This window comes from Paenisporosarcina sp. P4_B8, from assembly GCF_056402175.1.
The window spans coordinates 21,127-47,722 of sequence record NZ_JBFUHX010000009.1 but is presented as its reverse complement, the minus strand read 5'-3'; the positions used below and the strand labels follow the sequence as shown (position 1 = coordinate 47,722).

Below are 26,596 nucleotides of genomic sequence, written 5' to 3'. Positions count from 1 at the left end.
TTGCCAAATCAAATCGATTTATTTCAACAAGAAGCGATGTATATTACAGGCAAACCTGTCGTCACCATTTTTCATAATGCCACTAACTTATTCTCCATCGTCAAACTCAAAATCAACGAAACAAATTCTACATATGAAGATAAAGAAATCATTGTAACCGGCTACTTCCCACCTTTGATGAATGAAGAAGCGTATCGTTTTACCGGTCAGATCAAACAGCATCCGAAATACGGAACGCAGTTTCAAGTGGAAACTTTCTCAAAAGATGTACCGGAGACCGAACAAGGCATTATTCATTATTTGTCGAGTGACTTGTTTCATGGAATTGGACGTAAAACGGCTGAAACGATCGTCAAGAAACTTGGGAAAGATGCAATCCGAATCATTTTGGATGACCCTGAAGCACTTGACGCCGTTCCACGACTTGCCAAAGAGAAAAAAGAAACCATTCGTATGACGCTTGAGCAAAACCTCGGCTTGGAACGTGTCATGATTCAATTAAATGAATGGGGATTTGGTCCACAACTGGCGATGAGGATTTACCAGACCTACCGTGAGGAAACGATCGATGTGTTGATGAAAAATCCGTTTCGACTGATTGAAGACGTGGAAGGCATCGGTTTTCACCGTGCGGATGAATTGGGTTCCAAACTTGGTATGACCGGTAAACACCCAGACCGAATCAAAGCGGCCGTTTTCCATTTATTGAACGCTGCTTCGCTCAGTGAAGGACATGTTTACTTGCATGCGGAGCATATTTTACCGAGCGTTAAGCAATTGCTGGAGTCCAGCCAATTTGAAGAAGTCCCATACGATGCTATTTCAACAGCATGCATGGAACTTGTCGAGGAAGGAAAATTGGCTGGGGAAATGTCGCGGTTCTATTTGCCTTCGCTATATTTTTCCGAAGTGGGCATCGCTTCCAAACTGGAAACGTTGATTCAGGAACAACAAGAACGAACAGGTTTCCCGACTTCTGAAATTCGAAAAGCGCTCGGCGAAGCTGAAGAAAGACTAGGTGTTTCATATGCAGAGACGCAAATAGCTGCCATTGAACTCGGGATGAATGCATCCGTCATGCTACTGACAGGTGGGCCAGGTACAGGGAAGACAACCGTCGTCAGAGGACTCGTGGAAGTTTACGCTGAATTGCATGGTCTGACGCTCGATCCAAAAGAATACGCGAAAAAACAGGAACCATTTCCGATTATTTTAGCGGCACCAACTGGTCGGGCTGCAAAACGTTTGAATGAATCAACGGGTCTCCCATCCATGACAATCCATCGTTTACTTGGATTCACTGGCCAGGAAAAAGAGGAAGAAACAGAACGGGACATCAAAGGCAACCTGATTATTATCGATGAAATGTCGATGGTTGACACGTGGCTTGCCCATCAATTATTAAAGGCAATTCCTGAAGGGGCACAAGTCATATTCGTAGGTGACCAGGATCAATTGCCTCCTGTGGGACCAGGTCAAGTTCTGAAAGACTTGCTTGCGTCTAAGAGAATTCCGACAGTGGAACTGACGGACATTTATCGTCAATCTGCCGGATCGTCCATAATTGAACTTGCCCATCAAATGAAAAAAGGGCAGTTACCGACCAATTTAATCGACAAAACGAGCGATCGTTCTTTCATTAAAGCTGGGCCGGAACAAATCGCAAAAGTGGTTGAACAAGTCATCAAAAGTGCCTTGGCAAAAGGTCATACGATAAAAGAATTGCAAGTGCTCGCACCGATGTATAAAGGTCCTGCTGGGATTGATGCACTCAATAAAATGATTCAGGAAATGGTCAATCCGAATGACACGAAGAAACGTAAGGAAATTGTGTTCGGTGAAACGATCTATCGCATAGGTGATAAAGTGCTGCAACTCGTCAATCAGCCGGAAAGCCAAGTGTACAACGGGGATATGGGCGAAGTGATCAGCATTTCTAAAGCCAGTGAAAATGTCGAAAAGCAGGACATGTTGATCGTTTCATTCGAAGGGATAGAAGTGACCTATCAGCGTAATGATTTAGGGCAGTTGACGCTTGCTTATTGTTGCTCAATTCATAAATCGCAGGGCAGTGAGTTCCCGATTGTCATCATGCCAGTCGTTCGCAGTTACATGAAAATGCTGCGACGCAATTTACTGTACACAGGAATAACACGTGCAAAAAACTTCCTCATTTTGTGTGGAGACGCTGAAGTCTTTAAATTTGGCATTGAGCGCAATGATGATTTGGCACGACTGACTTCACTGAAGGAAAGATTGAGTGAAGAGGCATTGCCTGTGACTGAACCAACTGTCGAGAACGAAGACGATGAAGTTGCTGATGAACTTATAGAGGAAAACGAGCAGGAAATTTCATTGACGGCCTCCAACCATTTGACGATTCATCCTTTGGTTGGCATGAACGGTACCACGCCTTATGACTTTTTAGAAAAAATTGCTGAATGATAAAAAAGAACCTAGAAAAAACACACATGAAAAACGTGTGTTTTTTTTGGCTCTTTAACACCGTATGATTGATTATCGTACATTGCGCTGGCCGCACGTTTCGCATGAGCCAGCAAGTATGAAAACCACATGCTTGTGGGTCTCATTCTCTGAAAGTGCTGCTTCTGCGGTTACTCGTCGCAAAGAATAAGGCTGCTCCTGCGGTTACTCGTCGCCTAAAAGATTGCTCCTGAGGTTATTCGTCGCGAAGAATATGGTCAAACTCCTTTGACCATATTCTTTCTTGCGGTATGCTAGCTGCATATGAACTTTTCGTATTTAGGTTTTCTACAGTTGTTAAACATATTTTATTTGGTAAGGAATCTGCGCTAAAAACATTTGCTACTGTTTCTGTTTCTGCATCGCTACGCTAGCTTCGAAACATGAAGTGCATTGCATCACTTGGAAAGTTTACATAACTAAACCTTTTTATTTTTTAAGTCAATTTAGATAAACATCAATTGCGAGAAAATAAAATCTTAAAAGAAGGTGTCCGTGATGATAAAAGCAGTTATTTTCGATTTTGATGGTCTGATTATTGATACAGAGACGGTATGGTTTGAAGCGTATAAGGAGGCGTTGTATCAATTCGAGGTGAATTTGACCATTGAACAGTTTGCGTTGGTGATTGGTACGGATGATACCGTATTGGATAAATATATTGTGGACAATATAAAAGAGTCGTCCACTATTTCTGAGGTCAGAGAATTGGCATCCCAACGATTTCACGAAAAGATTGGTCAGCCAATTTTAAGAGACGGTGTAGAAGATTATTTAATTGCAGCTAAAGAATCGGGCATTAAAATAGGATTGGCTTCCAGTTCAAAAAGAAGTTGGGTAGAAAATTATTTAACTCAGCTTGGTATTATTCATTATTTTGAAGTAATCAAGACGAGTGATGATGTTTCAACTGTTAAACCAGATCCAGAACTTTACCTGCAAGCCATTGAATCATTGGGTGTGAAACCAGAGGAAGCTGTTGCTTTTGAGGATTCATTGAACGGTTTGAAGGCAGCACGTGGGGCAGGTTTGAAATGTGTGATTTTCCCAAACCCGGTAACAACCAATTTAGTGTTTGAAGATTATAATCTTAGGTTGTCCTCGATGGCAGATCAATCTTTGGATCTCCTTCTGAAAGAGTTACTATAGAAATAACAGCCTTTAACTCTCGTCAAGATGAAAATATTAAAATTGAGTAATTTGCACGCACTTAATAAAAGTCAATTGACACATGCGTAATTGTTTTTTATAATTCTAACAAATGAATGAAAACGTTGATGGAGAAAGTACATTTGAGAAGCTTGCAAAAGAAAGAGGTTCCTTGGCTGAAAGAACCTTCAAGTGGATGTTATGGAAAGCTACTCCTGAGTGCAGCTAATCACTGCCGTAAGCCGCGTTAAGGCATAATCGAGAGACAGCAAATTCGTTTGCTGTAACTAGGGTGGTACCGCGAATTGAAGCCTTCGTCCCTTTTTTAGGGATGAGGGCTTTTTCTATTGTCTGAGCTTTAAGGACCAGCTCTTCCCCGAAGCGCCAGCAGGCTTCTTGACTCACGACTCAAAAGTCGGTGTCGAGCTGAATCAGCGCTTTATGCTTTTAAAATTGAAGGAGGAATACTTGATGAAAACTGCAGCAGAAATCCGTCGCATGTATTTAGACTTTTTCATTGAAAAAGGTCATGCACTAGAACCAAGTGCACCACTTGTACCAATTAACGATAACTCACTACTTTGGATCAATAGTGGTGTGGCAACGTTGAAGAAATATTTTGATGGACGTGTAATTCCTGACAATCCACGCATCACGAATGCACAAAAATCAATTCGTACGAATGACATTGAAAATGTCGGTAAAACAGCTCGTCATCACACATTCTTTGAAATGTTAGGAAACTTCTCGATCGGTGAATACTTTAAAAAAGAAGCGATTCACTGGGCTTGGGAATTTCTAACGGATAAGAAATGGATCGGATTTGACCCGGAATTGTTATCGATCACAGTTCATCCAGAAGATGAAGAGGCATACGCAATCTGGCGCGACGAAATCGGAATTCCAGAAGCTCGCATCATCCGCTTAGAAGGGAACTTCTGGGATATCGGAGAAGGTCCAAGTGGTCCAAACTCGGAAATTTTCTATGATCGTGGCGAGAACTATGGCAACGACATAACGGATCCGGAAATGTATCCGGGCGGAGAAAACGACCGTTACTTGGAAATCTGGAACTTGGTGTTCTCTGAATTCAACCATAACCCAGATCACACGTATACGCCGCTTCCAAAACAAAACATCGATACGGGTATGGGTCTTGAACGTATGGCATGTGTCGTGCAAAATGTACCAACGAACTTCGATACAGATCTATTCATGCCGATTATTCGCAAAACCGAAGAAGTATCTGGTAAAACGTATGGCAATGGTGGTGCAGATGATTTAGCGTTTAAAGTCATTGCAGACCATACACGTACGGTTGCTTTTGCAATTGGTGACGGAGCACTTCCTTCAAATGAAGGCCGCGGCTATGTATTGCGTCGATTATTACGCCGTGCAGTACGTTTTGGTAAAAATCTAGGAATTGACCGTCCATTCATGTTCAACCTAGTACCGATTATTGGCGAAATCATGAAAGATTTCTATCCAGAAGTCGAAGCGAAACAAGAGTTCATTATGCGCGTTATTAAAAATGAAGAAGAGCGCTTCCACGAGACATTACAAGACGGCCTTGGCATCTTGTCTAATGTTATTTCAACGCAGCAAGCAGCTGGACTGTCAATCATTCCAGGAAGCGATGCTTTCCGTTTGTACGACACGTACGGTTTCCCTGTCGAGTTGACGGAAGAATATGCAGAAGAAGTAGGCATGACCGTTGACCATGAAGGATTCAAAGCTTCACTGGAAGCTCAGCGTACACGTGCTCGTTCAGCTCGTAAAGATGTTGATTCCATGCAGGTGCAGTCAGAAGTATTAGGGAATATTAAAGAAGAAAGTCAATTTATTGGTTACGATACAATGGCAGTTTCTTCAAAAGTTCTGGTTATTGTAAAAGACGGAGAGCTTGTCAAGCTTGCACAAGAAGGCGATGAAGTAAAAGTCGTACTTGACCAAACGCCTTTCTATGCAGAAAGTGGCGGACAGATTGCCGATCACGGAACAATTGAAAATGATTTATTCAAAGGATTTGTGAAAGATGTCCAAAAAGCACCAAATGGACAAAATCTTCATACCGTAGTGATTGAATCAGGAGAACTTTCAGTTGAAGCTGACGTAACAGCAACAGTCGATCAGACAATGCGCAAATCAACTGTCAAAAACCATACAGCGACACATTTATTGCACCAAGCGCTAAAGGATGTGCTTGGAACCCATGTCAATCAAGCTGGTTCTTACGTTGGTCCTGATCGCTTACGTTTTGACTTCTCTCATTTCGGTCAAGTAACAAAAGAAGAATTGTTAACCATTGAACAACAAGTGAACGAGAAAATTTGGGAAGACATTCAAGTAGTTACAGGCTATCATGGAATCGATGAAGCGAAACAAATGGGTGCGATGGCACTGTTCGGTGAAAAATATGGCGATATCGTAAGAGTCGTTTCAATTGATCAATACTCACTGGAACTTTGTGGTGGATGTCACGTAAGCAATACGTCACAAATCGGCTTCTTCAAGTTAGTAAGTGAAAGCGGAATTGGCGCAGGTACACGTCGTATCGAAGCAGTTACAGGCAAAGCCGCATACCAGCTTGTTAAAGAAGAAGAGAGTATCCTGGAAGAAGCAGCTGCAGCTTTGAAAGCAAATACAAAAGATGTAGTGGCTCGCGTTCAAGGCTTACAACAGGAACTTCGCCAAGTTCAACGTGAAAATGAATCATTATCAGCAAAAATTGCAAATAGCCAAGCATCTTCCATTTTGGAGAAGGCTCAGCAAATTGATGGTGTAACGGTATTGTCTGCACGTGTTCAAGCAAAAGACAACAACCAACTGCGTCAAATGATGGATGATCTAAAAACGAAGATGAATGAAGCGGTTATCGTCCTTGGAGCTTCAGAAGGCGACAAGGTGATGTTGATTGCTGGTGTCACAAGTGATTTATCAGGTGGAAAATATCATGCTGGAAATATCGTGAGAGTTGTTGCCGAACAGTGTGACGGCAAAGGTGGCGGTCGTCCCGATATGGCAATGGCTGGGGCGAAAGATTCGTCGAAACTTGATGGAGCATTACAATCTGTGTATGATTATGTCAAATCCGTTTAATAAAAAGTTGAAATCGGTTATACTTAACAAGTAACGAAAATATGCTTGTACAAGACAATCAGATTTTACTCCGAAAGCGAGGTGCTGATCATGAGTTCATTTGACAAGACAATGAAGTTTAATTTTCCGGAAGAGTCCATGGAACAAGAAGTGAAGCAAGTTATGCTTCATGTCCATTCGGCGCTTGAAGAGAAAGGGTATAACCCAATCAATCAAATTGTCGGCTACTTACTTTCGGGTGATCCGGCATATATTCCTCGCCACCAGGATGCACGAAATTTAATCCGTAAGCTTGAACGTGATGAAATCTTAGAAGAACTTGTAAAGTTCTACATCAAGAAGAATAACGAGGCATAAGTTATGAGAGTAATGGGCTTGGACGTTGGGACGAAAACAGTAGGTGTTGCAATCAGTGACGCTTTCGGTTGGACCGCCCAAGGGATCGAAACCATCAAAATTGATGAAGCAAATGAAAAATTCGGTTTGGAACGTATTGCCGAGTTGATGAAGTTGCACGAAGTATCATCGTTTGTGGTAGGATATCCGAAAAACATGAACAATTCGATTGGACCACGTGCCGAAGCGTCTGAACGCTACGCGGAATTATTACGTCAAACGTTTGAAAAACCCGTTTTTCTTTGGGATGAACGCTTAACGACATCCGCTGCGGAAAAAATGCTTATCAGTGCTGACGTCAGTCGGAAAAAACGTAAAGAAGTCATTGATAAAATGGCTGCAGTTATGATTTTACAAGGCTATCTCGATAGTCAATCTATTAAGAGGTGATTACGCATGGACCACGGACAACAAAATATTACAGTTGTAGATGACAACGGTAACGAACAACTATGTGAAGTACTATTTACATTTGAATCAGAAGAATTCAGCAAATCTTACGTTCTTTACTACCCATTGGGTGCTGAAGAAGACGAGAACGAAGAAATCGAAATTCATGCTTCTGCTTTCACACCATCTGAAGACGGTAAAGACGGCGAATTAATGCCGATCGAGTCAGACGAAGAGTGGGCAATGATCGAAGAAATGTTAAACACTTTCTTGGAAGAGGAAGAAGAAGACGAAGAATAGAAATTATTTCAAAACACAGCATGTTTCCCATATGGGACAGGCTGTGTTTTTTTATTGGTTCTGTAAAATAATATTGTTGATTACCATACATTTGCGCTATCAGCACGTTCCACATTAGCCAACAAGCATGAAAACCACATTCTTGTTGGCTCGTTCTTTACTCTCTTGCAGCATGCATGCTATGCGCAAATACTCTCTTTAGTTTTACGCCTTCGTGACCAACTTCCTGTTGGCCTGAGGAGGCTTGCCGGTTCGTCCGCGGAAGGGAGCTGATTCCCTTTCTTTTAACATGACCTTTTATTTGAATGACGTGTAAATATAGGTTTTATATGGTTCATAGAAATCAGAGAATGATTGTCACCCCACGTAAGAGTTGGAAATGAAAGCACGAAACATATTAGTAGAGAAAGCGTTCCTATTAGACAGAATGATGAATATACATTCTGCCTTTTTCTTTTGTCTAAATATCTTGTATAATAAATGTCAGATAGAGGGGGGTAACCCGTGGAAAACGAAACAAAAAAAGATATAATGTTTAATCGCATGAAAGAAAAGAAAAAAGAAGTGAAAATTGTCAGACGTATCGTGCTTGCAATTGTTCTTATTGTATTGATTGGTGGAGGAATAACTGCTTACAGTGGATACAAATATGTAAAAAGCGCATTGCAGCCAGTTGATGAAAAATCGGAAGAAGTCATTCCAGTCAAAGTCGAAATTGGTTCGAACCTCGATTCGATTGCAGCGCTACTCGAAAAAAAAGGAATCATTAAAGATGCGCGGATCTTCAAATATTATGCGAAGTTCAATAATGAATCAGATTTCCAAGCGGGTGATTATGGCCTAAGCAAATCTATGACATTAGACGAATTAATCGAGAGTTTGAAAACTGGTAAAGTATACAGGGAACCAGTCTTCTCTATGACGATTCCAGAAGGACGCACCCTGGAAGAAATAGCTGCGAGAGTTGAAGAAAAAACATCGTATACGTCGAAGGAGTTCATGGACCTGGTGACAAACCCGGATTTCATTGATCAAATGATTGGCAAATACCCAACCATTTTATCAGATGAAATTAAAGGGCCAGATATACGCCACGCATTGGAAGGCTATTTATTCCCAGCGACCTATGCGTATTATGAAGAAAAACCTTCATTGGAATCCATCGTGGATCAGATGTTGAAAAAGACAGCAAACGTCTTAACACCGTACACAGAAGTCCTTGCAGAGCAGAAAAAGTCTGTACACTGGTTGATGACATTTGCCTCATTGCTTGAAGAAGAAGCGACAGCTGATACTGACCGTGAAATGATTGCAAGTGTTTTCAATAACCGTATGAAAGAGAAAATGCCTTTGCAAACAGATCCTACGGTTCTATATGCACTTGGTGAACATAAGGACCGTGTATTATATGATGATTTAGAAATTGATCATCCATACAATACGTATAAAATTCAAGGATTGCCTCCAGGTCCGATTTCTAATCCTGGAACCCAATCCATTGAAGCCGTACTGAATGCACCGGAATCCGAGAACTTTTATTTCCTTGCTGATAAAAAAGGAGTCAATCATTTCTCGAAAACGTATGACGAGCATTTAGCAAAAATTGAACAATATTTACGTTAATCGTGACAAGTTTGTCACCATTATCACTGAAAGAAGGGAAGGCTATCGCTTTCCTTCTTTTTTTATGATAAGATGGGGTGTAATTTTTGTGCGTTAAAGGAGTTAAACTGGAAATGAAAACTTCACAATCCTACATTACTTCACATATTAAGCAACGCCCTGTTTTACTGTCGAATATGGAACAATTCGCTAAAGAACAACATATTCCAATCATGGAAATTGTGGCGATTGAATCACTTCTTCAATTTCTTCGACTGCAACAGCCGACATCCATTTTGGAAATCGGTTCGGCCATTGGGTATTCAGCCATTCGCATGGCTATGGCTCTACCTGAAACAGTCATGACGACAATTGAAAAAGATGAGGGTCGTTTTCAATTGGCTTCTACCTACATAAAACAGGCTGAATTGACCGAACGAATTCAACTTTTACACGGCGATGCACTGGAAATCGATATAAACCATTTTAAGCTTGGTCAGTATGATGCGCTATTCATTGATGCTGCAAAAGGTCAATATCAACGATTTTTTGACAAGTATTCACCACTCGTTCCTAGCGGTGGTGTTATTTATTGTGATAACATGCTGATGCACGGTTTTACGGAAATTGATATTCAAGATGTGCCTAGAAGAAAACGAACGATGGTCCGTAATTTGCAACAGTTTACGACCTGGCTGATGAATCACGAAGAATATGAAACATCATTCCTGCCTATTGGTGATGGCATTACGATTAGTATAAAGAGGTGACTCGCTTGAAAAAACCAGAATTACTTGTAACTCCGCAGTCTGTAGAACATTTACAACAATTGATAGACGCTGGAGCAGACGCATTCTTAATTGGGGAACAACGATTTGGTTTGCGATTAGCAGGTGAGTTTACAATTGGTGATATTGAAAAATCAGTTACACTCGCTCACGCTGCGAACAAAAAAGTATATGTGGCAATGAACGCGCTCTATCATAATGAGCGTGTCGAAGCATTAGGTCCATACATGGAACAACTGGCTTCATTCGGAGTGGATGGCATTACGTTCGGTGATCCGGCTGTTGTCATGGCGAAACGTGAAACAGGTATCGAAATTCCACTTCACTGGAATACAGAAACGACTGCAACAAACTGGTTCACCGCTAACTATTGGGGGAACCGCGGTGCCAATCGAGCTGTGCTGGCGAGAGAGTTAAGCATGGAAGAAGTCATTGAAATTAAAGAAAACGCAGAAGTTGCTGTAGAAGTGCAAGTTCATGGTATGACTTGTATGTTCCAATCGAAGCGTTCATTGCTTGGAAACTATTTCTTGTATCAAGACAAAGCGATGGAAATTGAAAATCGTGCGAACAACAAAAACATGTTTTTGCATGATAAAGAACGCCACAATAAATATCCGATTTATGAGGATGCTAACGGGACGCACATTTTTAGTCCAAACGACATGTGTATCATTGATGAGTTGAACGAGCTCATTGACGCTGGTATTGATTCGTTTAAAATTGATGGTGTATTGCAAGAGGCAGACTATGTAACGAAAGTGACCAGTCTTTATAGTCAAGCGATTGATGCGTATATGGTCTCACCAGAAACGTACGATCAAATTAAAGATGAATTATTAACGGAAATTGAAGAAATGCAACCGTCACTTCGACCACTCGATACCGGCTTCTTCTTCAAAGAAACCGTGTATTAAGGAAGGGGAGAATTAGCATGGCATTGCTTCAACATGACCGAATTAGTGAAATCATTGATGGCAAACGCGTCATTGTTAAAAAGCCAGAACTCCTTGCTCCTGCAGGAGATCTTGAAAAGCTGAAAATCGCTGTTCATTACGGTGCGGACGCTGTGTTTATTGGTGGCCGTGAATTTGGTCTTCGTTCAAATGCAGGTAACTTTTCAATAGATGAAATGCGACAAGCAGTTGAGTTTGCGAACGGCTATGGTGCGAAAATTTATGTCACGACAAACATTTTTGCTCATAACGAAAATATGTTCGGTTTGGCAACATACTTAAAAGATATTGAATCAGCAGGTGTGACAGGCATTATCGTTGCAGATCCATTAATTATCGAAACATGTCGTCAAGAAGCGCCGAAGCTCGAAATTCATTTAAGTACACAACAATCTTTATCAAACTGGAAAGCAGTCCAATACTGGAAAGATGAAGGTTTGCACCGCGTTGTACTTGCCCGTGAAACGAGTGGCGACGAAATTCAGGAAATGAAAGAAAAAGTCGATATAGAAATCGAAGCTTTCATTCACGGAGCTATGTGTATCGCTTATAGTGGTCGCTGTACGTTGTCGAATCATATGACAGCACGTGACTCAAACCGTGGTGGATGTTGCCAGTCCTGTCGATGGGATTACGATTTGTACGAAGTAAACGAAGGCGAACAGCAACCTTTATTCAGTGAGGGTGACTCGCCATTTGCCATGAGTCCAAAAGACTTGAAACTAGTCGAATCCATCCCACGTATGATTGAACTTGGCATTGATTCACTGAAAATTGAAGGTCGCATGAAATCGATTCATTACGTAGCTACCGTTGTCAGTGTCTACCGTAAAGTAATCGATGCGTATTGCGCAGATCCCGAGAACTTTGTGATAAAACGCGAATGGCTTGAAGAACTCGAAAAATGCGCGAACCGTGATACGGCAACTGCTTTCTTTGAAGGTGAACCAACTTATGAAGAGCAAATGTATGGTGTCCATGGCAGAAAGACAACGACAGATTTTATAGGTCTTGTTCTGGATTATAATGAAGAAACAAAAATGGTCACATTGCAACAACGGAATTACTTTACAAAAGGGCAGGAAGTGGAATTCTTCGGCCCGGATATTGAAAATTTCCGGATGACCATTACAGAATTATGGGATGAAAAAGGAATGGAATTGGATGTTGCACGCCATCCGTTGCAAATCATTCGTTTCAAATCCGACATCCCTTTAAGACCAAATAACATGATGAGAAAGGAGCTTGTACGATGACATTTAAGCGCCCGCTTGTTATTGGTATTGCTGGTGGCTCTGGTTCAGGGAAAACAAGTGTTACCAAGGCAATTTATGACGTTTACAAAGAAAAATCCGTAGTCGTAATCGAACAAGATTATTATTATAAAGATCAAAGCCATCTAAAATTTGAAGAGCGACTTGCTACAAACTATGACCATCCTTTGGCTTTCGATACAGATTTGTTAATTGAACATATTCATCAACTTTTGAATCGTAAAGCAATCGAAAAACCTGTGTATGATTATGCAGTTCACACTCGTGCAGACGAAACGATTGTCATTGAGCCACAGGATGTTATTATATTAGAAGGTATTTTGGTTCTCGAAGATGAGCGCTTACGAGATTTGATGGACATCAAATTGTTTGTCGATACGGACTCGGATTTACGCATCATTCGTCGTATAATGCGCGACATCAATGAACGGGGCCGTTCCATCGAATCGGTTGTGGAACAGTATTTATCTGTCGTACGTCCGATGCATAACCAATTTATCGAACCAACGAAAAGATATGCAGATATCATTATTCCTGAAGGTGGCCAAAACCAGGTTGCCATTGATTTAATGGTTACAAAAATTAAAACAATTCTTGAATCTGATATCATTGTGTAATATGATTGTGAAAGACTGACAAAATTATCTAATTACTTAACCGCATATTCATAAGATGCGAGTCATAGTATTTTTATTAGTTAGCAAGTAGTTGAAGGAGTGAAATACATTGTCAACAGAAAAACAATACCCTATGACTGCTGCTGGAAAGCAGAAATTAGCGGACGAACTAGAATTTTTGAAAACGGTTAAACGTAAAGAGGTTGTTGAACGTATTAAAATTGCACGTAGTTTCGGTGACTTATCCGAGAACTCTGAGTATGATTCTGCTAAAGAAGACCAAGCATTCGTTGAAGGACGTATCTCAACTTTAGAATCAATGATTCGCAATGCGGTCATTATTGCAGAAGACGAGCAAAATAACGACATCGTATCCCTTGGGAAAACTGTGTCCTTTATTGAAGTTCCAGACGGAGAAGAAGAAACTTACACTATCGTTGGTTCAGCTGAAGCAGATCCGATGGAAGGTCTGATTTCAAATGATTCTCCAATCGCGAAAAGCTTGATTGGCCGTTCGGTTGGAGATCAAGTAAAAGTATTGACTCCTGGTGGCGAAATGGACGTCAAGATTGTATCAATCAATTAATAATCAAAATCCACTCCTGCATCTTGGGAGTGGATTTTTTGTTTTTGCGGGGAATAGTAGAATTAGGAGTTAATTGGTTAGTTGCTCCGAAACTGAGGAAGTTGATCCAAAAACTATTAAAACTGCTCCCAAATCACCAAAATTGTTCCAATACATCTCTACGCCCAAAAAATCAACCGAAACCTTATCCAAATGAAACATTTCCTTAACACATTCGTCTAATTTGTAATCAACAATTATGTTATCATGCTGTATATAAGGGGGAGTACGCATTGGCAAATACACAGCGTCGATATACCTCGAGAAGTAATCGACCAAAAAAACCAAGCACGAACACAATATTAAATGCACTTATAGGTATCGTCATTGTCCTTATTATCATTACTGCGGGATTCATTTTCCTCGGAAATGACGATGAGCCTGAAAAAGCTGACAGTACGAAAGATACCGAGTCTGCAGAAACGGCAGATGGATCAGAAGCTGAAGAAGAAGTTGATCCTGAAGACCAAATCGGTTCCGAACAAATTGCAGAAGAAGAGGAAACAGAAGACAGCGAATCATCTGATGGAGAAGCTACTGGGGAAGAATCTACAACAACTGAAGATTCAACAACTGGTGGCACCGTAACTACTACACCGTCTAATGATCCACTCGTTTCTGAACGAATCGTTAACACTGGCTGGAAGCCGGTCGGCACATCACAAACTGGCGAACATACATCTGTATATACCGAGGGACATGTGGACTGGGATGAGAAACTAAAAGCTATGGCATATACAACAGGCTTATCTGCGGACAATATGATTGTATGGCGTATTGAAAACGGTGGAAGTCCTCAGAAATCCATTGGGGTTGTATCTTCAAAAGATAAAGAAGAAAAATATCGTGTGTATTTAGAGTGGGTTGACGGCGAAGGCTGGAAACCTGAAAAAATGGAGACTTTGAAAACATTGGACGGCGCCTATTGACTTTCGGCGCCGCTTTTATTATTTTAAGGGAAGTGTTTTTGCTCGAGACTAAATACGAAGCTTGTTCGAAAGTACATGTATCCAATGATTTAACAAACAGAAAAGAGGCGGAAACTATATGAAATTAGCAGTAATTGGCGCAATGGAACAAGAAGTTGAAGCGTTACGTTTGGCAATTGAAAATCCACAAACAACGGTTATCGCAAATAGTGAATTTACTGAAGGTACATATGCAGGGCATGACGTTGTGCTGCTGCGAAGCGGTATCGGTAAAGTAAACGCAGCCATGTCAACGACCATTTTACTTCAACATTTCAAACCGGATGCTGTAATTAATACTGGTTCAGCTGGTGGCTTTGATGCAGAACTGGAAGTAGGAGCAGTCGTTATTTCGGATGAAGTACGTCACCACGATGTGGATGTAACGGCTTTCGGCTATGAAATGGGACAAGTACCACAGCTTCCTGCGGCTTTCACCACAGACGCTAAGCTTCGTAAGCTTGCGGAAGAGGCAGTGGAAGAATTAGGCCAACATCAATATGCAACTGGCCTAATTGCTACAGGAGATTCATTCATGAGCGATCCTGTGCGTGTTGAAAGCGTGCGTAATCATTTCCCTCACATGAAGGCTGCGGAAATGGAAGCGGCTGCTGTTGCGCAAGTATGCCACCAATTCGACGTACCATTTGTTGTGATTCGTGCACTGTCTGATATTGCAGGGAAAGAATCATCCATCAGTTTTGATGAATTCTTGCCGACAGCTGCAAAACATTCGACACAAATCGTTTTACATGTAATTAGTAAATTATAAGCACGTTTCCGTGTTAAAATAGAGATTGATTGTTGGAGGCTCTTTCGATATCCAGTGAATCGAGAGAGTTTTTTTCATGTTTAAACAATTGATACAACTTTACGAGTGCTCGCTTTTCGATGCGGGAAACGTAACTTCTTGAAATATTCAATTGCTTGGCGATTTGTTTTTGAGTCATAGGTTCAAATTGATGTAACCCATATCTACGCTCAATAATTTCAATTTCGCGTTTCTCCAATTTGTCCAAGTGCCGGTAAAGTCTTGCCATCTGTTCTTTTTGTTCCAGTGTTTGTTGTGCAGTGTCTTCGTCAGTTTGCAGGAGATCTGTAATTTGGAGTGAATGGCCATCTTTATCCGTGCCAATCGGTTCGTAGAGAGAGACATCTTTTTGGACTTTTTTCTGGGAACGTAAATGCATGAGAATTTCATTTTCTATGCAGCGGGCGGCGTATGTCGCGAGGCGGGTCTTTTTATCTGGTGTGTAACTTGCAACGGCTTTCATTAAACCGATTGTACCGATCGAAATGTAGTCATCGAGTTGTTCATGTTTTGGATGGAATTTTTTGACGATGTGTGCAACGAGTCGCATATTCCGTTCAATTAATTCGTGTTTTGCTTCTTCATCACCGGCTAAGCAACGCTCTACATATATGGCTTCTTCTTCTTGGGATAGGGGCTTTCTAAATGCCTGACCTTTCAGGTAACCTAGGACTGCCGGAATTTCAATCCATAATTGCAGGACGGCAGACAATAAACCACTCATGCTGATGAGCACCTCCATGTCGTCTTTTGTCACTATATGTTAACGACATAAAAAGCATGAAAAAAACGACCACAATTTGCGGTCGTTACACTTTTTTCAAAGTAAAAGTACTAATCATCAATACAGCCAAAATGAGCACGAGGAACATATAAAAAACTGGTGAAAATAGGGACAATCCAAAATAAGAAAGCGTCAGTATAGTACCGGCAGCTGTAATTGGAAGACCTGTAAAATAGCCATTCGAATCCATTATATTGAAACGTGCCAAACGAAAAGCTCCGCTGGCAATATAAATGATGGTGATGACCATTCCGGCTGTTCCAAATTCAAATAAATCAACCATGTATATGAGAATCGCTGGGGCAACACCGAATGAGATGATATCGCTCATGGAATCGAGTTGTTTTCCGAGTTCCGATTCTTGACCTAATTTACGAGCAACCATTCCGTCGAAACGATCTAGTAATGCTGCGATAAATATAAACAGAACACTATAGCTATATGATTCGTTTAATGTGGTCATTATGGAAGCACCACCAAAAGATAAATTCCCGATGGTGATCATATTTGCTGCATGTGCTTTCATTTTTTTGATTGTGTGATCCACTCGATGCATTAAAAACAATGGACGACACTCCTTCTTGTGTAAAGTATTAGTTCATTATACTTCTTTCAACTAAAAAAAGGTAGAACATATTTAGAAGAGGTGGGATAACGTGAAACAGAAAGTTTACCAAACGCTTATTGAATTGACGAATGGCAAATGGTCTTCCGTGGCAATCCAGAAATTCGCCAAATCTTCTTGGAGTCGCAAAGTGATTCCATCTTATATACGTACATACGGAATACAGATGCAGGAAGTTTCACAAACTATCGAATCATTTCCGACATTGCATGACTTTTTCATCCGAAAAATTGATGCACAGCACCGTCCCATTGCAGAAGGAGAAATGGAAGTGGGAAGTCCTGTTGATGCAAAAGTTGAATCCATTGGGCAAATATCATCGACTGGAACATTTTTAGTGAAGGAAAAGTCGTATACCTTAACGGACCTGCTTGGAAATGTTGACCTTGCCTCACACTATGTTGGCGGGACTTATATGGTATTGTATTTAAGCCCTGCTGATTATCATCGAATTCATAGTCCAGTTAATGGACATGTTAAAAAACAAATGACACTTGGGAAAAAATCATACCCTGTGAATCAGGCCGGATTGTCTTATGGAAAAACCCCAATTAGCGGAAACTATCGACAAGTCACGCATTTGGTTTGTCCAAATCAAAAAAACTGTGCAGTTATCAGTGTGGGTGCCATGTTTGTAAACTCAATTGAAATGACCAATACATCACGGGATTGGATAAAAGGTGAGGAAATTGGGTATTTCACGTTTGGTTCCACAGTTGTATTACTATTTGAAAAAGATGCTTTTCAAAAGGATTCGTCATTCACACCCGGCAGTCGGGTGCGAGTGGGTGAGAAAATCGGGAGTATGTTATAATCATTAGAGAAAAATAGGTTGAACGGAGTGTGTCACGTTGTATAAAAAATTTTTACCGAGCGAATTTGTGAAAAGTGTTTTCGACATTTCGCCACAACGATTGCTTGATAAAGGAATTCGTGGAATCATTACGGATCTGGATAACACGTTAGTTGAATGGGACCGTCCTGATGCGACACCCAAACTTGTGAGCTGGCTGAAGAGTATGAAAGATGCAGGAATTCAAGTGACGATTGTTTCGAACAATAACGAGATGCGAGTGAAATCATTTGCAGATCCACTTGGTATTCCTTTCATTTATAAAGCACGTAAACCGATGGGCAAAGCATTTCGTAAAGCACTTCAACAAATGGATGTGAAACGTGAAGAAGTGGTAGTAATCGGCGATCAGCTCCTGACGGATGTTGTCGGAGGAAATCGCATCCATTTACATACGATTTTAGTATTGCCTGTCGCAAAATCGGACGGATTTTTCACGCGTTTCAATCGATTGGTTGAAAGACGAATTTTCAAGGCATTAAAAAGAAGAGGCTATGTAACTTGGGAGGAAGAAGTTTGACAACTATACCAACTTGTATCGGATGCGGTACTCAAATACAAACACTAGATCCAAAGGAACCTGGATTTGCACCACAATCATCACTGGAAAAAGAAGTAATCATTTGCCAGCGTTGTTTCCGCTTGAAAAATTACAATGAATTGCAGCCTGTGTCATTAACGGATGATGATTTCCTTCGTATATTGAACAGTCTTGGCAATGAACAAGGTCTGATCGTGAAAATCGTCGATATTTTCGATTTCAACGGAAGCTGGTTACCAGGTTTACACCGTTTTGTAGGAAACAATCCAATCTTACTGGTTGCGAATAAAGTGGATCTGTTGCCGAAATCAGTGAAAAAACATCGCGTTATCCAGTGGTTGCAGCAGGAAGCGAAGAAATTGGGATTGAAGCCTGTCGATGTCATGTTAGTCAGTGCCCATAAAGGAACTGGAATGGTGGAAGCGATGGAAGCAATCGATCGTCTTCGTGAAGGCAAAAATGCGTATGTAGTTGGTTGTACGAATGTTGGAAAATCAACTTTCATCAACCGTATCATCAAGCAGGTGACAGGTGAAAAAGAAGTGATTACAACTTCACATTTCCCTGGAACAACACTTGATTTAATTGAAATTCCATTGGATGACAATCAATCACTTTATGATACGCCAGGTATTATCAATCATCATCAAATGGCGCATTTCCTTGACTCATCTGAACTTAAATGGATAACACCTAAAAAAGAAATCAAACCGAAAATTTTCCAGTTAAATTCAGGGCAAACCTTATTCCTTGGTGGCCTTGCAAGATTTGACTTCATACAAGGAGAACGTTCGTCGTTTACGGTTCATATATCGAATGATTTAAATATTCACCGTACGAAACTTGAGAATGCTGATGCTTTGTATGCGGAACATGTAGGTGGAATGCTTGCACCGCCTTCTGCCGAATTTAAAGAGAATTTCCCGCCACTTGTCCGACACGAGTTTTCTGTTAAAGCAGGAAAGACGGATATCGTGTTCTCCGGATTGGGTTGGATTACTGTTAACCAACCGAACGTGGTCATTGCAGCATATGCTCCTAAAGGAGTAGAAATTCAAGTTCGTCCATCATTGATTTAGGGGGCGACTGACATGAAAAAATGGTACGCAGTCATTGGGGATCCCATTTCTCATTCGATGTCGCCAAGCATGCACAGCAAGTGGTTTGCCGATTTATCCATCGATGCCACTTATATTCCTGTGCATGTAAGGAAAGACAAGCTGGTTAATGCTGTCGAGTCACTTAAATGTTTAGGAGTGAGTGGTTGGAACGTAACCATTCCACATAAAGAAGCCATCGTCCCACTGCTGGATCATATTGATACGACAGCGGCCTTAATGGGCGCAGTCAATACGGTAGTGGTGGAAGAGGATGGTTCATTGACAGGATATAACACGGATGGCATCGGCTTTGTCAATTCGCTTGAAGAAGCGATGGGGGCAAATCTTAAAGATTTGCCCATCTTAATTATTGGTGCTGGTGGCGCTGCAAGAGGGATAGCATTCGCACTGAAAGCTCAAGGATATGTCCATATTTCCTGTGCAAACCGTACAATCGAATCTGCGGAACGATTAATTAAAGATATAGATGGTGATCGTGCGATGTCACTTTCACAAGCTGAATCACAACTTGCACTGTTTCAAATCATTATCCAGACAACGCCTGCAGGCATGAAAACATCTAAAGTGGACAAGCCAATGTCACTTGAAAATGTAACATCTTCAGCAATTGTTGCGGATATTGTGTATAATCCATTATTGACGCCTTTTTTGGCGGAAGCAAAAGATCGAGGAGCACGTTGTTTAAATGGCGTTGGGATGTTTGTACATCAAGGAGCATTCTCATTTCAAAAGTGGACAAATCGCAAACCTGATACGAAACAAACGATAGAGCAAGTCGAGCAAACACTAGGAGGTCCACATGTTAACAGGTAAACAAAAACGTTTTTTACGTAGTCAAGCACATCATTTAAGCCCTATTTTCCAAGTTGGAAAAGGCGGAGTGAATGAACATATGCTGAAACAAATTCAAGAAGCTTTAGAAGTTCGTGAACTGATTAAAATTAGTATTCTGCAAAATTGTGAAGACGATAAGCAAGAAGTAGCTGAGCAATTAGCAAAGGGAACAAAAGCAGAACTTGTTCAGTTAATCGGCTTGACTGTCGTATTATACAAAGCTTCTAAAAACAACAAAAAAATCGAATTGCCGACAAGAGGCTAACGATGAAAAAAGTGTGCATTTTTGGTGGAACATTCAATCCTCCACATATTGGACATTTAATCATGGCAAATGAAGTGTTTCATGCACTGGATTTCGATGAACTTCGATTCATGCCGAACGCTAAGCCTCCACATAAAGAAGCATCGCATCTGGCAACTGGTGAACAAAGACTGCAAATGCTGCAGCTTGCCACCAAGCCATTTTCTTATTTTCAAGTGGAGCCTCTTGAGATTGAAAGAGGCGGCTTATCCTATACGTTTGATACGATGACAGAATTGACATCCCGTGAACCTCAAACACATTTCAGTTTTCTGATTGGTGCTGATATGATTTCTTCTTTGGACAAGTGGTATAAAATTGATGAACTGGTCGAAAAGGTCCGATTAATCGGTGTACGGCGTCCAGGTTATGATGAACGCTCTGATTATCCAGTGACGTTAATCGATGCACCGTTGATTGATTTATCCTCCACGGCGCTGCGCAACCGGTTCAAAGAAGGAAAAAATGTATCATTGTTAATTCCAGAAAATGTACAAACTTATATTCGTCAGGAGAAATTGTATGAATAGAGATGATTTGATAAATGCTATACGTACGCGGATGCCTGAGAAACGAATTGTGCATACTTTAGGAGTAATGGATACAGCTATTCGATTAGCGAATGTGTATGGCGTATCTGGAAAAGATGCAGAGCTTGCGGCAATTTTACATGATGTCGTGAAATTTGCGGATAGGGAATGGATGAAACAAATCATTATCGATCAACAGATGGATCCAACCCTCTTAAAATTTCATCATGAATTGTGGCATGCCCCAGTCGGTGCATTTGTCGCTCAGCAGGAATTTGGAGTGTCAAATCAGGATGTATTGAACGCGATTTGCTACCATACTACTGGCCGCGCAAACATGACTGATCTTGAAAAAATAATTTATTGTGCCGATATGATAGAACCGAATCGTCAATTCCCGGGAGTTGATGATTTAAGAAAACAGGATGAACTGGGACTGAACGCGTTAATGAAAGCTTGTGTCCAACGTTCGATTCAATTTTTATTGCAAAAAAATCAACCGGTATATCCGGATTCCATTCATTGTTATAATGATTTGGTTACACGAAAGGAAAATGACTGAATGACAGTTCCAACTTTACTAGAGGTTGCTTATAAAGCAGCAGATGACAAACGTGCAGAAGATATCGTCGTATTGAATATGAAAGGTGTATCTTTGCTTGCCGATTACTTTATTATTTGTCACGCAAATTCTGACCGTCAAGTGCAGGCAATTGCAAAAGAAATGGCAGAACAGGCAGGCAAATCCGGTTTTGATGTAAAACGTTTAGAAGGCTTTGACGCAGCTCGTTGGGTATTAGTGGACATGGGCGACGTAGTTGCGCATGTATTCCATAAAGATGAACGTGCATTTTATAACTTGGAACGTTTATGGGGAGATGCACCAATCATCTCTGTAGACTCAGAAGCGTAATGACTAGCTATAAAGAGTTTGCACACATTTATGATGCATTAATGACGGATATTCCTTACGACAAATATGTCGAAAAGGTTATTTCAAATGTTGAAAATGTGAAAGGTAAATCTTTATTAGATATTGGGTGTGGAACCGGAGTCCTGTCTGCGAAATTTGCAGAACAGGGTTTTCTTGTTCAAGCCGTCGATTTGTCTGAGGAAATGCTGGCAATTGCAGCTGACCGCTTTCTAAAGCAGGGGATATCCATTCCGTTGTTTCATGTCTCTATGACTGATTTGGACGGATTCGAAGAAATTGATGTAGCTGTTCTATCGATAGATTCGTTAAATTATCTGGAAGAGGAAGCGCAAGTTCTTCAGACGTTGCATGGGATTCATGAATCGCTCGCCGCAGGTGGACAACTGTTCTTTGATGTTCACTCTGTTTATAAAATGGATGTATTATTTTTAGACGGTCCATTTACATATGAAGATGAGGACGTTGCTTATATCTGGCACACGGAACCAGGCGAGTATCCACACTCTGTTTATCATGATTTAACTTTCTTTATGAAAAATAAGAGCGGTTCATACGACCGTTTTGAAGAAAGTCATTTTCAACGTTCTTATGGTGTGAAAGAATATCTATCATTCTTGCAGCAAGCAGGATTTTCGGAAATTAAGGTAACTGCAGACTGGGCAAATGAGTCACCTGAAGAAAACAGTGAACGAATCTTTTTCCACGCCATTAAATAGTTTCCATTACCTTTTCATATAAGACTTTCCAATAATGAGCAATTCGTTTATAGTATGGATAACTCCATAAGAATTGCTCCCTGTAGGAAAGGATGACCCAATCTGATTCTTGCATGGATGAAAAAACATATGAATAAAGCAGTGCTTGTAAGTGCAGGTATTATTTTATTTGTAGTACTGTTTAAACCTTTTTCAAACGAGCAGGCGCCCCCACTTGCCGATACGCTCGAAACCATTCAAACCCCCATCCCAAATACAATTCCAACTGAAGAACTGAACGAACCTGACATCGAAATAAATGAAGTGGTTGTCGTTGATGTAAAAGGACAAGTCCTGACACCTGGCGTTTATACATTAGCTTATGGAAGTCGTGTATTGGATGCCATCCAGCTTGCAGGAGGCATATTGCCATCCGCTGAAGAAAAAGCATTGAACTTGGCTGCGAAACTGACCGATGAAATGGTGATCTATGTACCATTTATTGGCGAAAAGGACGTAGCGACAACTATTTCGACAACACCAGATTCAACTAAAGAAAAATCTACTATCATTAATATCAATACTGCCGATGAAATGACCTTAATGACACTTTCAGGTATCGGTCCTTCCAAGGCGAAGGCAATTCTTGCATACCGAGAAGAAAAAGGACTTTTTCAATCGATTGAAGACTTAAAAGAAGTTTCTGGAATCGGAGATCAAACTTTTGAGCAACTGAAAGATTTCATTTCGGTTAAATAAAACCATATTCAATTGACGATTCAAACATGTTCCTACTAAACTAGATAAGAGTTTACAATCAGGGGGCGTTTTTATGGAGCGAATAACATGGGACCAATTCTTTATGGCACAAAGTCATTTACTGGCGCTTAGAAGCACATGTACAAGATTAGCGGTAGGTGCAACCATTGTACGGGATAAGCGAATCATGGCAGGTGGATATAACGGATCCATTTCCGGTGGCGATCATTGCATCGATCAAGGATGCTACGTTGTGGATCATCATTGTGTCCGTACAATTCATGCAGAAATGAATGCCTTGTTGCAATGTTCAAAATATGGCATATCAACTAATGAAGCGGATTTGTACGTGACTCATTTTCCTTGCCTTCCTTGTACAAAATCAATTATTCAGTCAGGAATCCGACGTTTATATTACGCGAAAGATTATAAAAACAGTGAATATGCCATTCAATTACTTGCCCAGTCAAATATTGAAGTCGTGCATGTATCTTTCGATGAACGGAAAATTGATTTCTTAAGCGATCAGAAAATCACTTTGTATTTGGACATGCTTCATAAGTTAAGAGAGAAGGGTGTTCCTGCAGAAGAACTGGCTTCATATGAAGCGCAGGTGAATGAGTTATTTGGCAAAACCATTGGAACCAACGCCTAATCTATATTGCCGTCGCGGCCATTGTGTCAACCAGCGCGGCAATCGGCTCCATCCAACTTCTTTTTTTACATGCCCCACTTATTCTATTATTTGTACGTAATCGATTTAAGATATTCTTTTTATTAAGTTATGTAGCAGCGGCTATTTTTTTCTTTTTGCATGCACAAGACAAATTGTCGCCTGATTCACATGAAGTCGTTCAAGAAGATGTTTATACCTGGACTTCGATTCATACAATAAAAGGCTCCAAATTAAGAGGATTCGCAATATCTGAGGGAAAACAAAAATGGTATATTGTGTATACTTTTGTTTCAGAAGAAGAGAAAATCAAATTCTTGAATCAGTCGTTGACAGATGCAGTATTCAAGATAACGGGACAAATAACACCTGTCCCAATGCCAGCCCATGAGTATGCGTTTGATATGCAAACCTACTTAACAAGCCATGGGGCAACAGGGATGTTGTCGGCAAGCACAATGGTACAGGTTTCTCATCCAGATGGAATAATCGGCTGGATTGCAAATCAGCGATTTCTCATGGAAAAGCATATAGACAAGTATTTTCCACTTTCACTTCAAGCAGAAGCCAAAGCACTTTTACTTGGCTTAAGAGATGACGTTGACCCACAGGAGAATCGCGCCTATCAAATACTTGGCATCACGCATTTGTTTGCCATTTCGGGTCTTCATGTAGCGTTTCTTACCTTTATCTTTTATCAATCCCTTCTTAGATTGTCCATTCGTAAAGAAGTCGCCGTATGGTGTTTAATCGTCTGTTTGCCAGTCTATGCATGTTTAGTTGGTGGGGCTCCTTCAGTGTGGCGTGCGGTCGGTGTCGTGGAAATTCTATTACTTTCAAAGCAACTCCACAAAAGACTGGCAGCCGTTGATGCTTTCGCAATCAGTTTGCTTATTTTTATTTACCTGCAACCGGGGGTATTACTCCAGGTAGGATTTCAATTGTCTTATGGAGCCGCCACGGTATTGCTTTTTTCTTCCCCATTTCTACAAGCACAAACAAATGTTTTCAAGCAATCTTTTTGGATTACTTTTCTCTGTCAAATTGGGGTTGCACCAATCCTTCTATATCACTTTTACGAAATTTCACTTTCCTCTTTTGTAGTCAATCTTTTGTTTGTACCACTCTTTTCCGTCATTATTTTACCAATCAATTTAGTGCTGTTTAGTTTATCGTATTTCTTCCTTTCTTTAACCGATTTCCTGTTCATTTTGTATGAACCGTTAAGAATGGCTTTGACGAGTTTCATTCTAAAACTAGCCTCCATTCCACATCAACTGTGGAATCCAGGCAAACTATCGAACTGGCAGATGGTTGTGGCCTTTATTGGTGTGGTCGCTACATTTTTTGTTCTGGAGCTTCAACACGCTAAGAAAAGACTCATTTTGACATTAGGTTTGCCGATTGCCATCATTCAAGGTTCTTCTTATTTCGATTCAGCGATTGAAGTGTCATTCCTTAACGTCGGGCAAGGGGATGCAACCCTTATTGAACTTCCGCATCGACAAGGGGTCATTCTGATTGATTCGGGAGGATTATTGAGGTTTGATCAAGCCGCTTGGAAACTATCAGGCACACCTTTTGAAATAGGAAGGGAAGTAATTGTACCTTTCTTGAAAGGAAGAGGCATTCAAACAATTGATACGTTTATTTGGACACATGCGGATAGTGATCACATTGAAGGCGCCGAAGAAATATTGGAGGAAGTGAACGTAAAAGAAATCCATGTGACACCTGGCGCTATTGCTGAACATACATTGCAACACGCGGTACAAACTGCGTTGGCTATGAAAATACCGATTAAAGAACAAATGACGGGAAGTGGATTCCGAATAAGGAATACACAGTTTACGTATGTATCGCCACAGGATACTACGTATGAAGGAAATGATGATTCGCTCGTACTATACTTGAAACATGATTTGTTTACAGCGTTGTTTACAGGAGATTTAGAACAGGATGGGGAAGAGGATTTACTGAAGGTGTATGGAGGAATACAAAATATCAACCTATTAAAAGCAGGACATCATGGTAGTAATACTTCCAGTTCTGAAGCGTTTTTACAAAAGCTACAGCCACGTCTCACCATTTTTTCAGCAGGTCAAAACAACCGTTACGGGCATCCAAATCATGAAGTGGTCAAAAGGTTCACGGAATTACAATTACCGACAATGACAACAGCGGAAGTTGGCACTATTCATGTCCGTTATGAAAAGGAAGCAGTGACCGTACGGACGTCATTCAAAAAAAATATAAAAAAAAGAGACCCTTCACAATGAGAAGTCTCTTTTTTTGCTTATTTTGTAATGAAGTCAATTACAGTCGCAATGGTGAAAATCGCTGCAAAGAAAACAAAAGATACAACGAAACCAATACCCGAGTCACCCACATCGTTACGTCTGGTTTGGACATTCTTTTCAAATTCGTTCATTGCTACCCCTCCTAATTCAAATTAATTATAAGTGATTGCTTCGGAAAAATCTA

The 26,596-nt window shown here is 40.7% G+C and carries 29 protein-coding genes and 1 other annotated feature; of the genes, 26 read left to right on the top strand and 3 right to left on the bottom strand.

The features are described 5' to 3' along the window. The 14 genes from recD2 (at position 1) to mtnN (ending at position 15,420) form a co-directional block, all read left to right on the top strand. Positions 1 to 2,445, top strand: coding sequence for an SF1B family DNA helicase RecD2 (gene recD2 / locus AC1DSK_RS10120; protein ID WP_477546941.1), 2,445 nt, complete (start codon positions 1 to 3; stop codon positions 2,443 to 2,445). Between the two features lie 537 nt (positions 2,446 to 2,982). Further along, positions 2,983 to 3,633 (top strand): HAD family hydrolase, encoded by a 651-nt coding sequence (locus tag AC1DSK_RS10115; RefSeq protein ID WP_477546940.1) that lies wholly within the window; start codon positions 2,983 to 2,985, stop codon positions 3,631 to 3,633. 116 nt (positions 3,634 to 3,749) lie between these two features. Continuing rightward, positions 3,750 to 3,958, top strand: a binding site (T-box leader). 146 nt (positions 3,959 to 4,104) lie between these two features. After that, positions 4,105 to 6,732 carry an alanine--tRNA ligase gene (gene alaS / locus AC1DSK_RS10110; RefSeq protein WP_477546939.1) on the top strand — a complete coding sequence of 876 codons (2,628 nt, stop codon included), beginning with the start codon at positions 4,105 to 4,107 and terminating at the stop codon, positions 6,730 to 6,732. A 90-nt stretch (positions 6,733 to 6,822) separates the two neighbouring features. Then, entirely contained in the window at positions 6,823 to 7,089 is a 267-nt protein-coding gene (locus tag AC1DSK_RS10105; protein WP_016426845.1) for an IreB family regulatory phosphoprotein, read from the top strand. A 3-nt stretch (positions 7,090 to 7,092) separates the two neighbouring features. Beyond that, entirely contained in the window at positions 7,093 to 7,518 is a 426-nt protein-coding gene (gene ruvX / locus AC1DSK_RS10100) for a Holliday junction resolvase RuvX (protein ID WP_477546938.1), read from the top strand. Between the two features lie 6 nt (positions 7,519 to 7,524). Next, complete coding sequence (locus AC1DSK_RS10095; RefSeq protein ID WP_016426847.1) at positions 7,525 to 7,818, top strand: DUF1292 domain-containing protein; 294 nt, start codon at positions 7,525 to 7,527, stop codon at positions 7,816 to 7,818. 504 nt (positions 7,819 to 8,322) lie between these two features. After that, positions 8,323 to 9,441: an endolytic transglycosylase MltG gene (gene mltG / locus AC1DSK_RS10090; RefSeq protein ID WP_477546937.1), complete on the top strand. Its 1,119-nt coding sequence runs from the start codon at positions 8,323 to 8,325 to the stop codon at positions 9,439 to 9,441. A gap of 113 nt (positions 9,442 to 9,554) precedes the next feature. Further along, the gene (locus AC1DSK_RS10085) at positions 9,555 to 10,190 is read left to right on the top strand and encodes an O-methyltransferase (protein ID WP_477546936.1); all 636 of its coding nucleotides are present in this window, start codon (positions 9,555 to 9,557) and stop codon (positions 10,188 to 10,190) included. A gap of 5 nt (positions 10,191 to 10,195) precedes the next feature. Beyond that, positions 10,196 to 11,125 carry a peptidase U32 family protein gene (locus AC1DSK_RS10080; protein ID WP_477546935.1) on the top strand — a complete coding sequence of 310 codons (930 nt, stop codon included), beginning with the start codon at positions 10,196 to 10,198 and terminating at the stop codon, positions 11,123 to 11,125. Between the two features lie 17 nt (positions 11,126 to 11,142). Continuing rightward, complete coding sequence (locus tag AC1DSK_RS10075) at positions 11,143 to 12,420, top strand: peptidase U32 family protein (RefSeq protein ID WP_477546934.1); 1,278 nt, start codon at positions 11,143 to 11,145, stop codon at positions 12,418 to 12,420. Next, complete coding sequence (gene udk / locus AC1DSK_RS10070) at positions 12,417 to 13,055, top strand: uridine kinase (protein ID WP_016426852.1); 639 nt, start codon at positions 12,417 to 12,419, stop codon at positions 13,053 to 13,055. Before AC1DSK_RS10075 ends, udk begins: the two co-directional genes overlap by 4 nt. 109 nt (positions 13,056 to 13,164) lie before the next feature. Next, positions 13,165 to 13,641, top strand: coding sequence for a transcription elongation factor GreA (gene greA, locus AC1DSK_RS10065; protein WP_016426853.1), 477 nt, complete (start codon positions 13,165 to 13,167; stop codon positions 13,639 to 13,641). Positions 13,642 to 13,913: 272 nt separating this feature from the next. Then, positions 13,914 to 14,609, top strand: a complete 696-nt coding sequence (locus tag AC1DSK_RS10060; protein WP_477546933.1) for a YrrS family protein — start codon at positions 13,914 to 13,916, stop codon at positions 14,607 to 14,609. A 118-nt stretch (positions 14,610 to 14,727) separates the two neighbouring features. Continuing rightward, positions 14,728 to 15,420 carry a 5'-methylthioadenosine/S-adenosylhomocysteine nucleosidase gene (gene mtnN, locus AC1DSK_RS10055; RefSeq protein WP_477546932.1) on the top strand — a complete coding sequence of 231 codons (693 nt, stop codon included), beginning with the start codon at positions 14,728 to 14,730 and terminating at the stop codon, positions 15,418 to 15,420. Between the two features lie 13 nt (positions 15,421 to 15,433). On the opposite strand, the gene sigK is transcribed toward mtnN, so the two are convergent. Together sigK and pssA are read right to left on the bottom strand one after the other, a co-directional pair. Further along, complete coding sequence (gene sigK, locus AC1DSK_RS10050; protein WP_016426856.1) at positions 15,434 to 16,183, bottom strand: RNA polymerase sporulation sigma factor SigK; 750 nt, start codon at positions 16,181 to 16,183, stop codon at positions 15,434 to 15,436. Between the two features lie 85 nt (positions 16,184 to 16,268). After that, positions 16,269 to 16,808, bottom strand: a complete 540-nt coding sequence (gene pssA, locus AC1DSK_RS10045; protein ID WP_016426857.1) for a CDP-diacylglycerol--serine O-phosphatidyltransferase — start codon at positions 16,806 to 16,808, stop codon at positions 16,269 to 16,271. A gap of 91 nt (positions 16,809 to 16,899) precedes the next feature. Here pssA and AC1DSK_RS10040 point away from each other — a divergent pair, with 91 nt between their 5' ends. The 12 genes from AC1DSK_RS10040 (at position 16,900) to AC1DSK_RS09985 (ending at position 26,391) form a co-directional block, all read left to right on the top strand. Continuing rightward, complete coding sequence (locus AC1DSK_RS10040; RefSeq protein WP_477546931.1) at positions 16,900 to 17,682, top strand: phosphatidylserine decarboxylase; 783 nt, start codon at positions 16,900 to 16,902, stop codon at positions 17,680 to 17,682. 37 nt (positions 17,683 to 17,719) lie between these two features. Next, on the top strand, positions 17,720 to 18,241 hold the full coding sequence (locus AC1DSK_RS10035; protein WP_477546930.1) for a YqeG family HAD IIIA-type phosphatase: 522 nt from the start codon (positions 17,720 to 17,722) through the stop codon (positions 18,239 to 18,241). Then, entirely contained in the window at positions 18,238 to 19,341 is a 1,104-nt protein-coding gene (yqeH, locus tag AC1DSK_RS10030; RefSeq protein WP_477546929.1) for a ribosome biogenesis GTPase YqeH, read from the top strand. The genes AC1DSK_RS10035 and yqeH overlap by 4 nt, the downstream gene beginning before the upstream one ends. 12 nt (positions 19,342 to 19,353) lie before the next feature. Further along, positions 19,354 to 20,196: a shikimate dehydrogenase gene (gene aroE, locus AC1DSK_RS10025; protein WP_477546928.1), complete on the top strand. Its 843-nt coding sequence runs from the start codon at positions 19,354 to 19,356 to the stop codon at positions 20,194 to 20,196. Beyond that, positions 20,183 to 20,482, top strand: a complete 300-nt coding sequence (gene yhbY / locus AC1DSK_RS10020) for a ribosome assembly RNA-binding protein YhbY (RefSeq protein ID WP_269925208.1) — start codon at positions 20,183 to 20,185, stop codon at positions 20,480 to 20,482. Before aroE ends, yhbY begins: the two co-directional genes overlap by 14 nt. Before the next feature lie 2 nt (positions 20,483 to 20,484). Beyond that, the gene (locus AC1DSK_RS10015; RefSeq protein WP_477546927.1) at positions 20,485 to 21,051 is read left to right on the top strand and encodes a nicotinate-nucleotide adenylyltransferase; all 567 of its coding nucleotides are present in this window, start codon (positions 20,485 to 20,487) and stop codon (positions 21,049 to 21,051) included. Further along, positions 21,044 to 21,613 carry a bis(5'-nucleosyl)-tetraphosphatase (symmetrical) YqeK gene (gene yqeK / locus AC1DSK_RS10010; protein ID WP_477546926.1) on the top strand — a complete coding sequence of 190 codons (570 nt, stop codon included), beginning with the start codon at positions 21,044 to 21,046 and terminating at the stop codon, positions 21,611 to 21,613. Before AC1DSK_RS10015 ends, yqeK begins: the two co-directional genes overlap by 8 nt. Beyond that, positions 21,614 to 21,964 carry a ribosome silencing factor gene (gene rsfS / locus AC1DSK_RS10005; protein ID WP_477546925.1) on the top strand — a complete coding sequence of 117 codons (351 nt, stop codon included), beginning with the start codon at positions 21,614 to 21,616 and terminating at the stop codon, positions 21,962 to 21,964. Further along, positions 21,964 to 22,701, top strand: a complete 738-nt coding sequence (locus AC1DSK_RS10000; RefSeq protein ID WP_477546924.1) for a class I SAM-dependent DNA methyltransferase — start codon at positions 21,964 to 21,966, stop codon at positions 22,699 to 22,701. Before rsfS ends, AC1DSK_RS10000 begins: the two co-directional genes overlap by 1 nt. Before the next feature lie 129 nt (positions 22,702 to 22,830). Next, positions 22,831 to 23,439: a helix-hairpin-helix domain-containing protein gene (locus AC1DSK_RS09995; RefSeq protein ID WP_477598206.1), complete on the top strand. Its 609-nt coding sequence runs from the start codon at positions 22,831 to 22,833 to the stop codon at positions 23,437 to 23,439. A gap of 73 nt (positions 23,440 to 23,512) precedes the next feature. Further along, positions 23,513 to 24,094 carry a ComE operon protein 2 gene (locus AC1DSK_RS09990; RefSeq protein WP_016426868.1) on the top strand — a complete coding sequence of 194 codons (582 nt, stop codon included), beginning with the start codon at positions 23,513 to 23,515 and terminating at the stop codon, positions 24,092 to 24,094. A gap of 23 nt (positions 24,095 to 24,117) precedes the next feature. Further along, a complete protein-coding gene (locus tag AC1DSK_RS09985) occupies positions 24,118 to 26,391 on the top strand; it encodes a DNA internalization-related competence protein ComEC/Rec2 (protein ID WP_477546922.1) in 2,274 nt (757 codons plus the stop codon). Positions 26,392 to 26,408: 17 nt separating this feature from the next. Here the strand turns inward: AC1DSK_RS09985 and AC1DSK_RS09980 are convergent, their stop codons facing one another. Continuing rightward, positions 26,409 to 26,543 (bottom strand): YqzM family protein, encoded by a 135-nt coding sequence (locus AC1DSK_RS09980; protein ID WP_477546921.1) that lies wholly within the window; start codon positions 26,541 to 26,543, stop codon positions 26,409 to 26,411. Positions 26,544 to 26,596 lie beyond the last annotated feature (53 nt).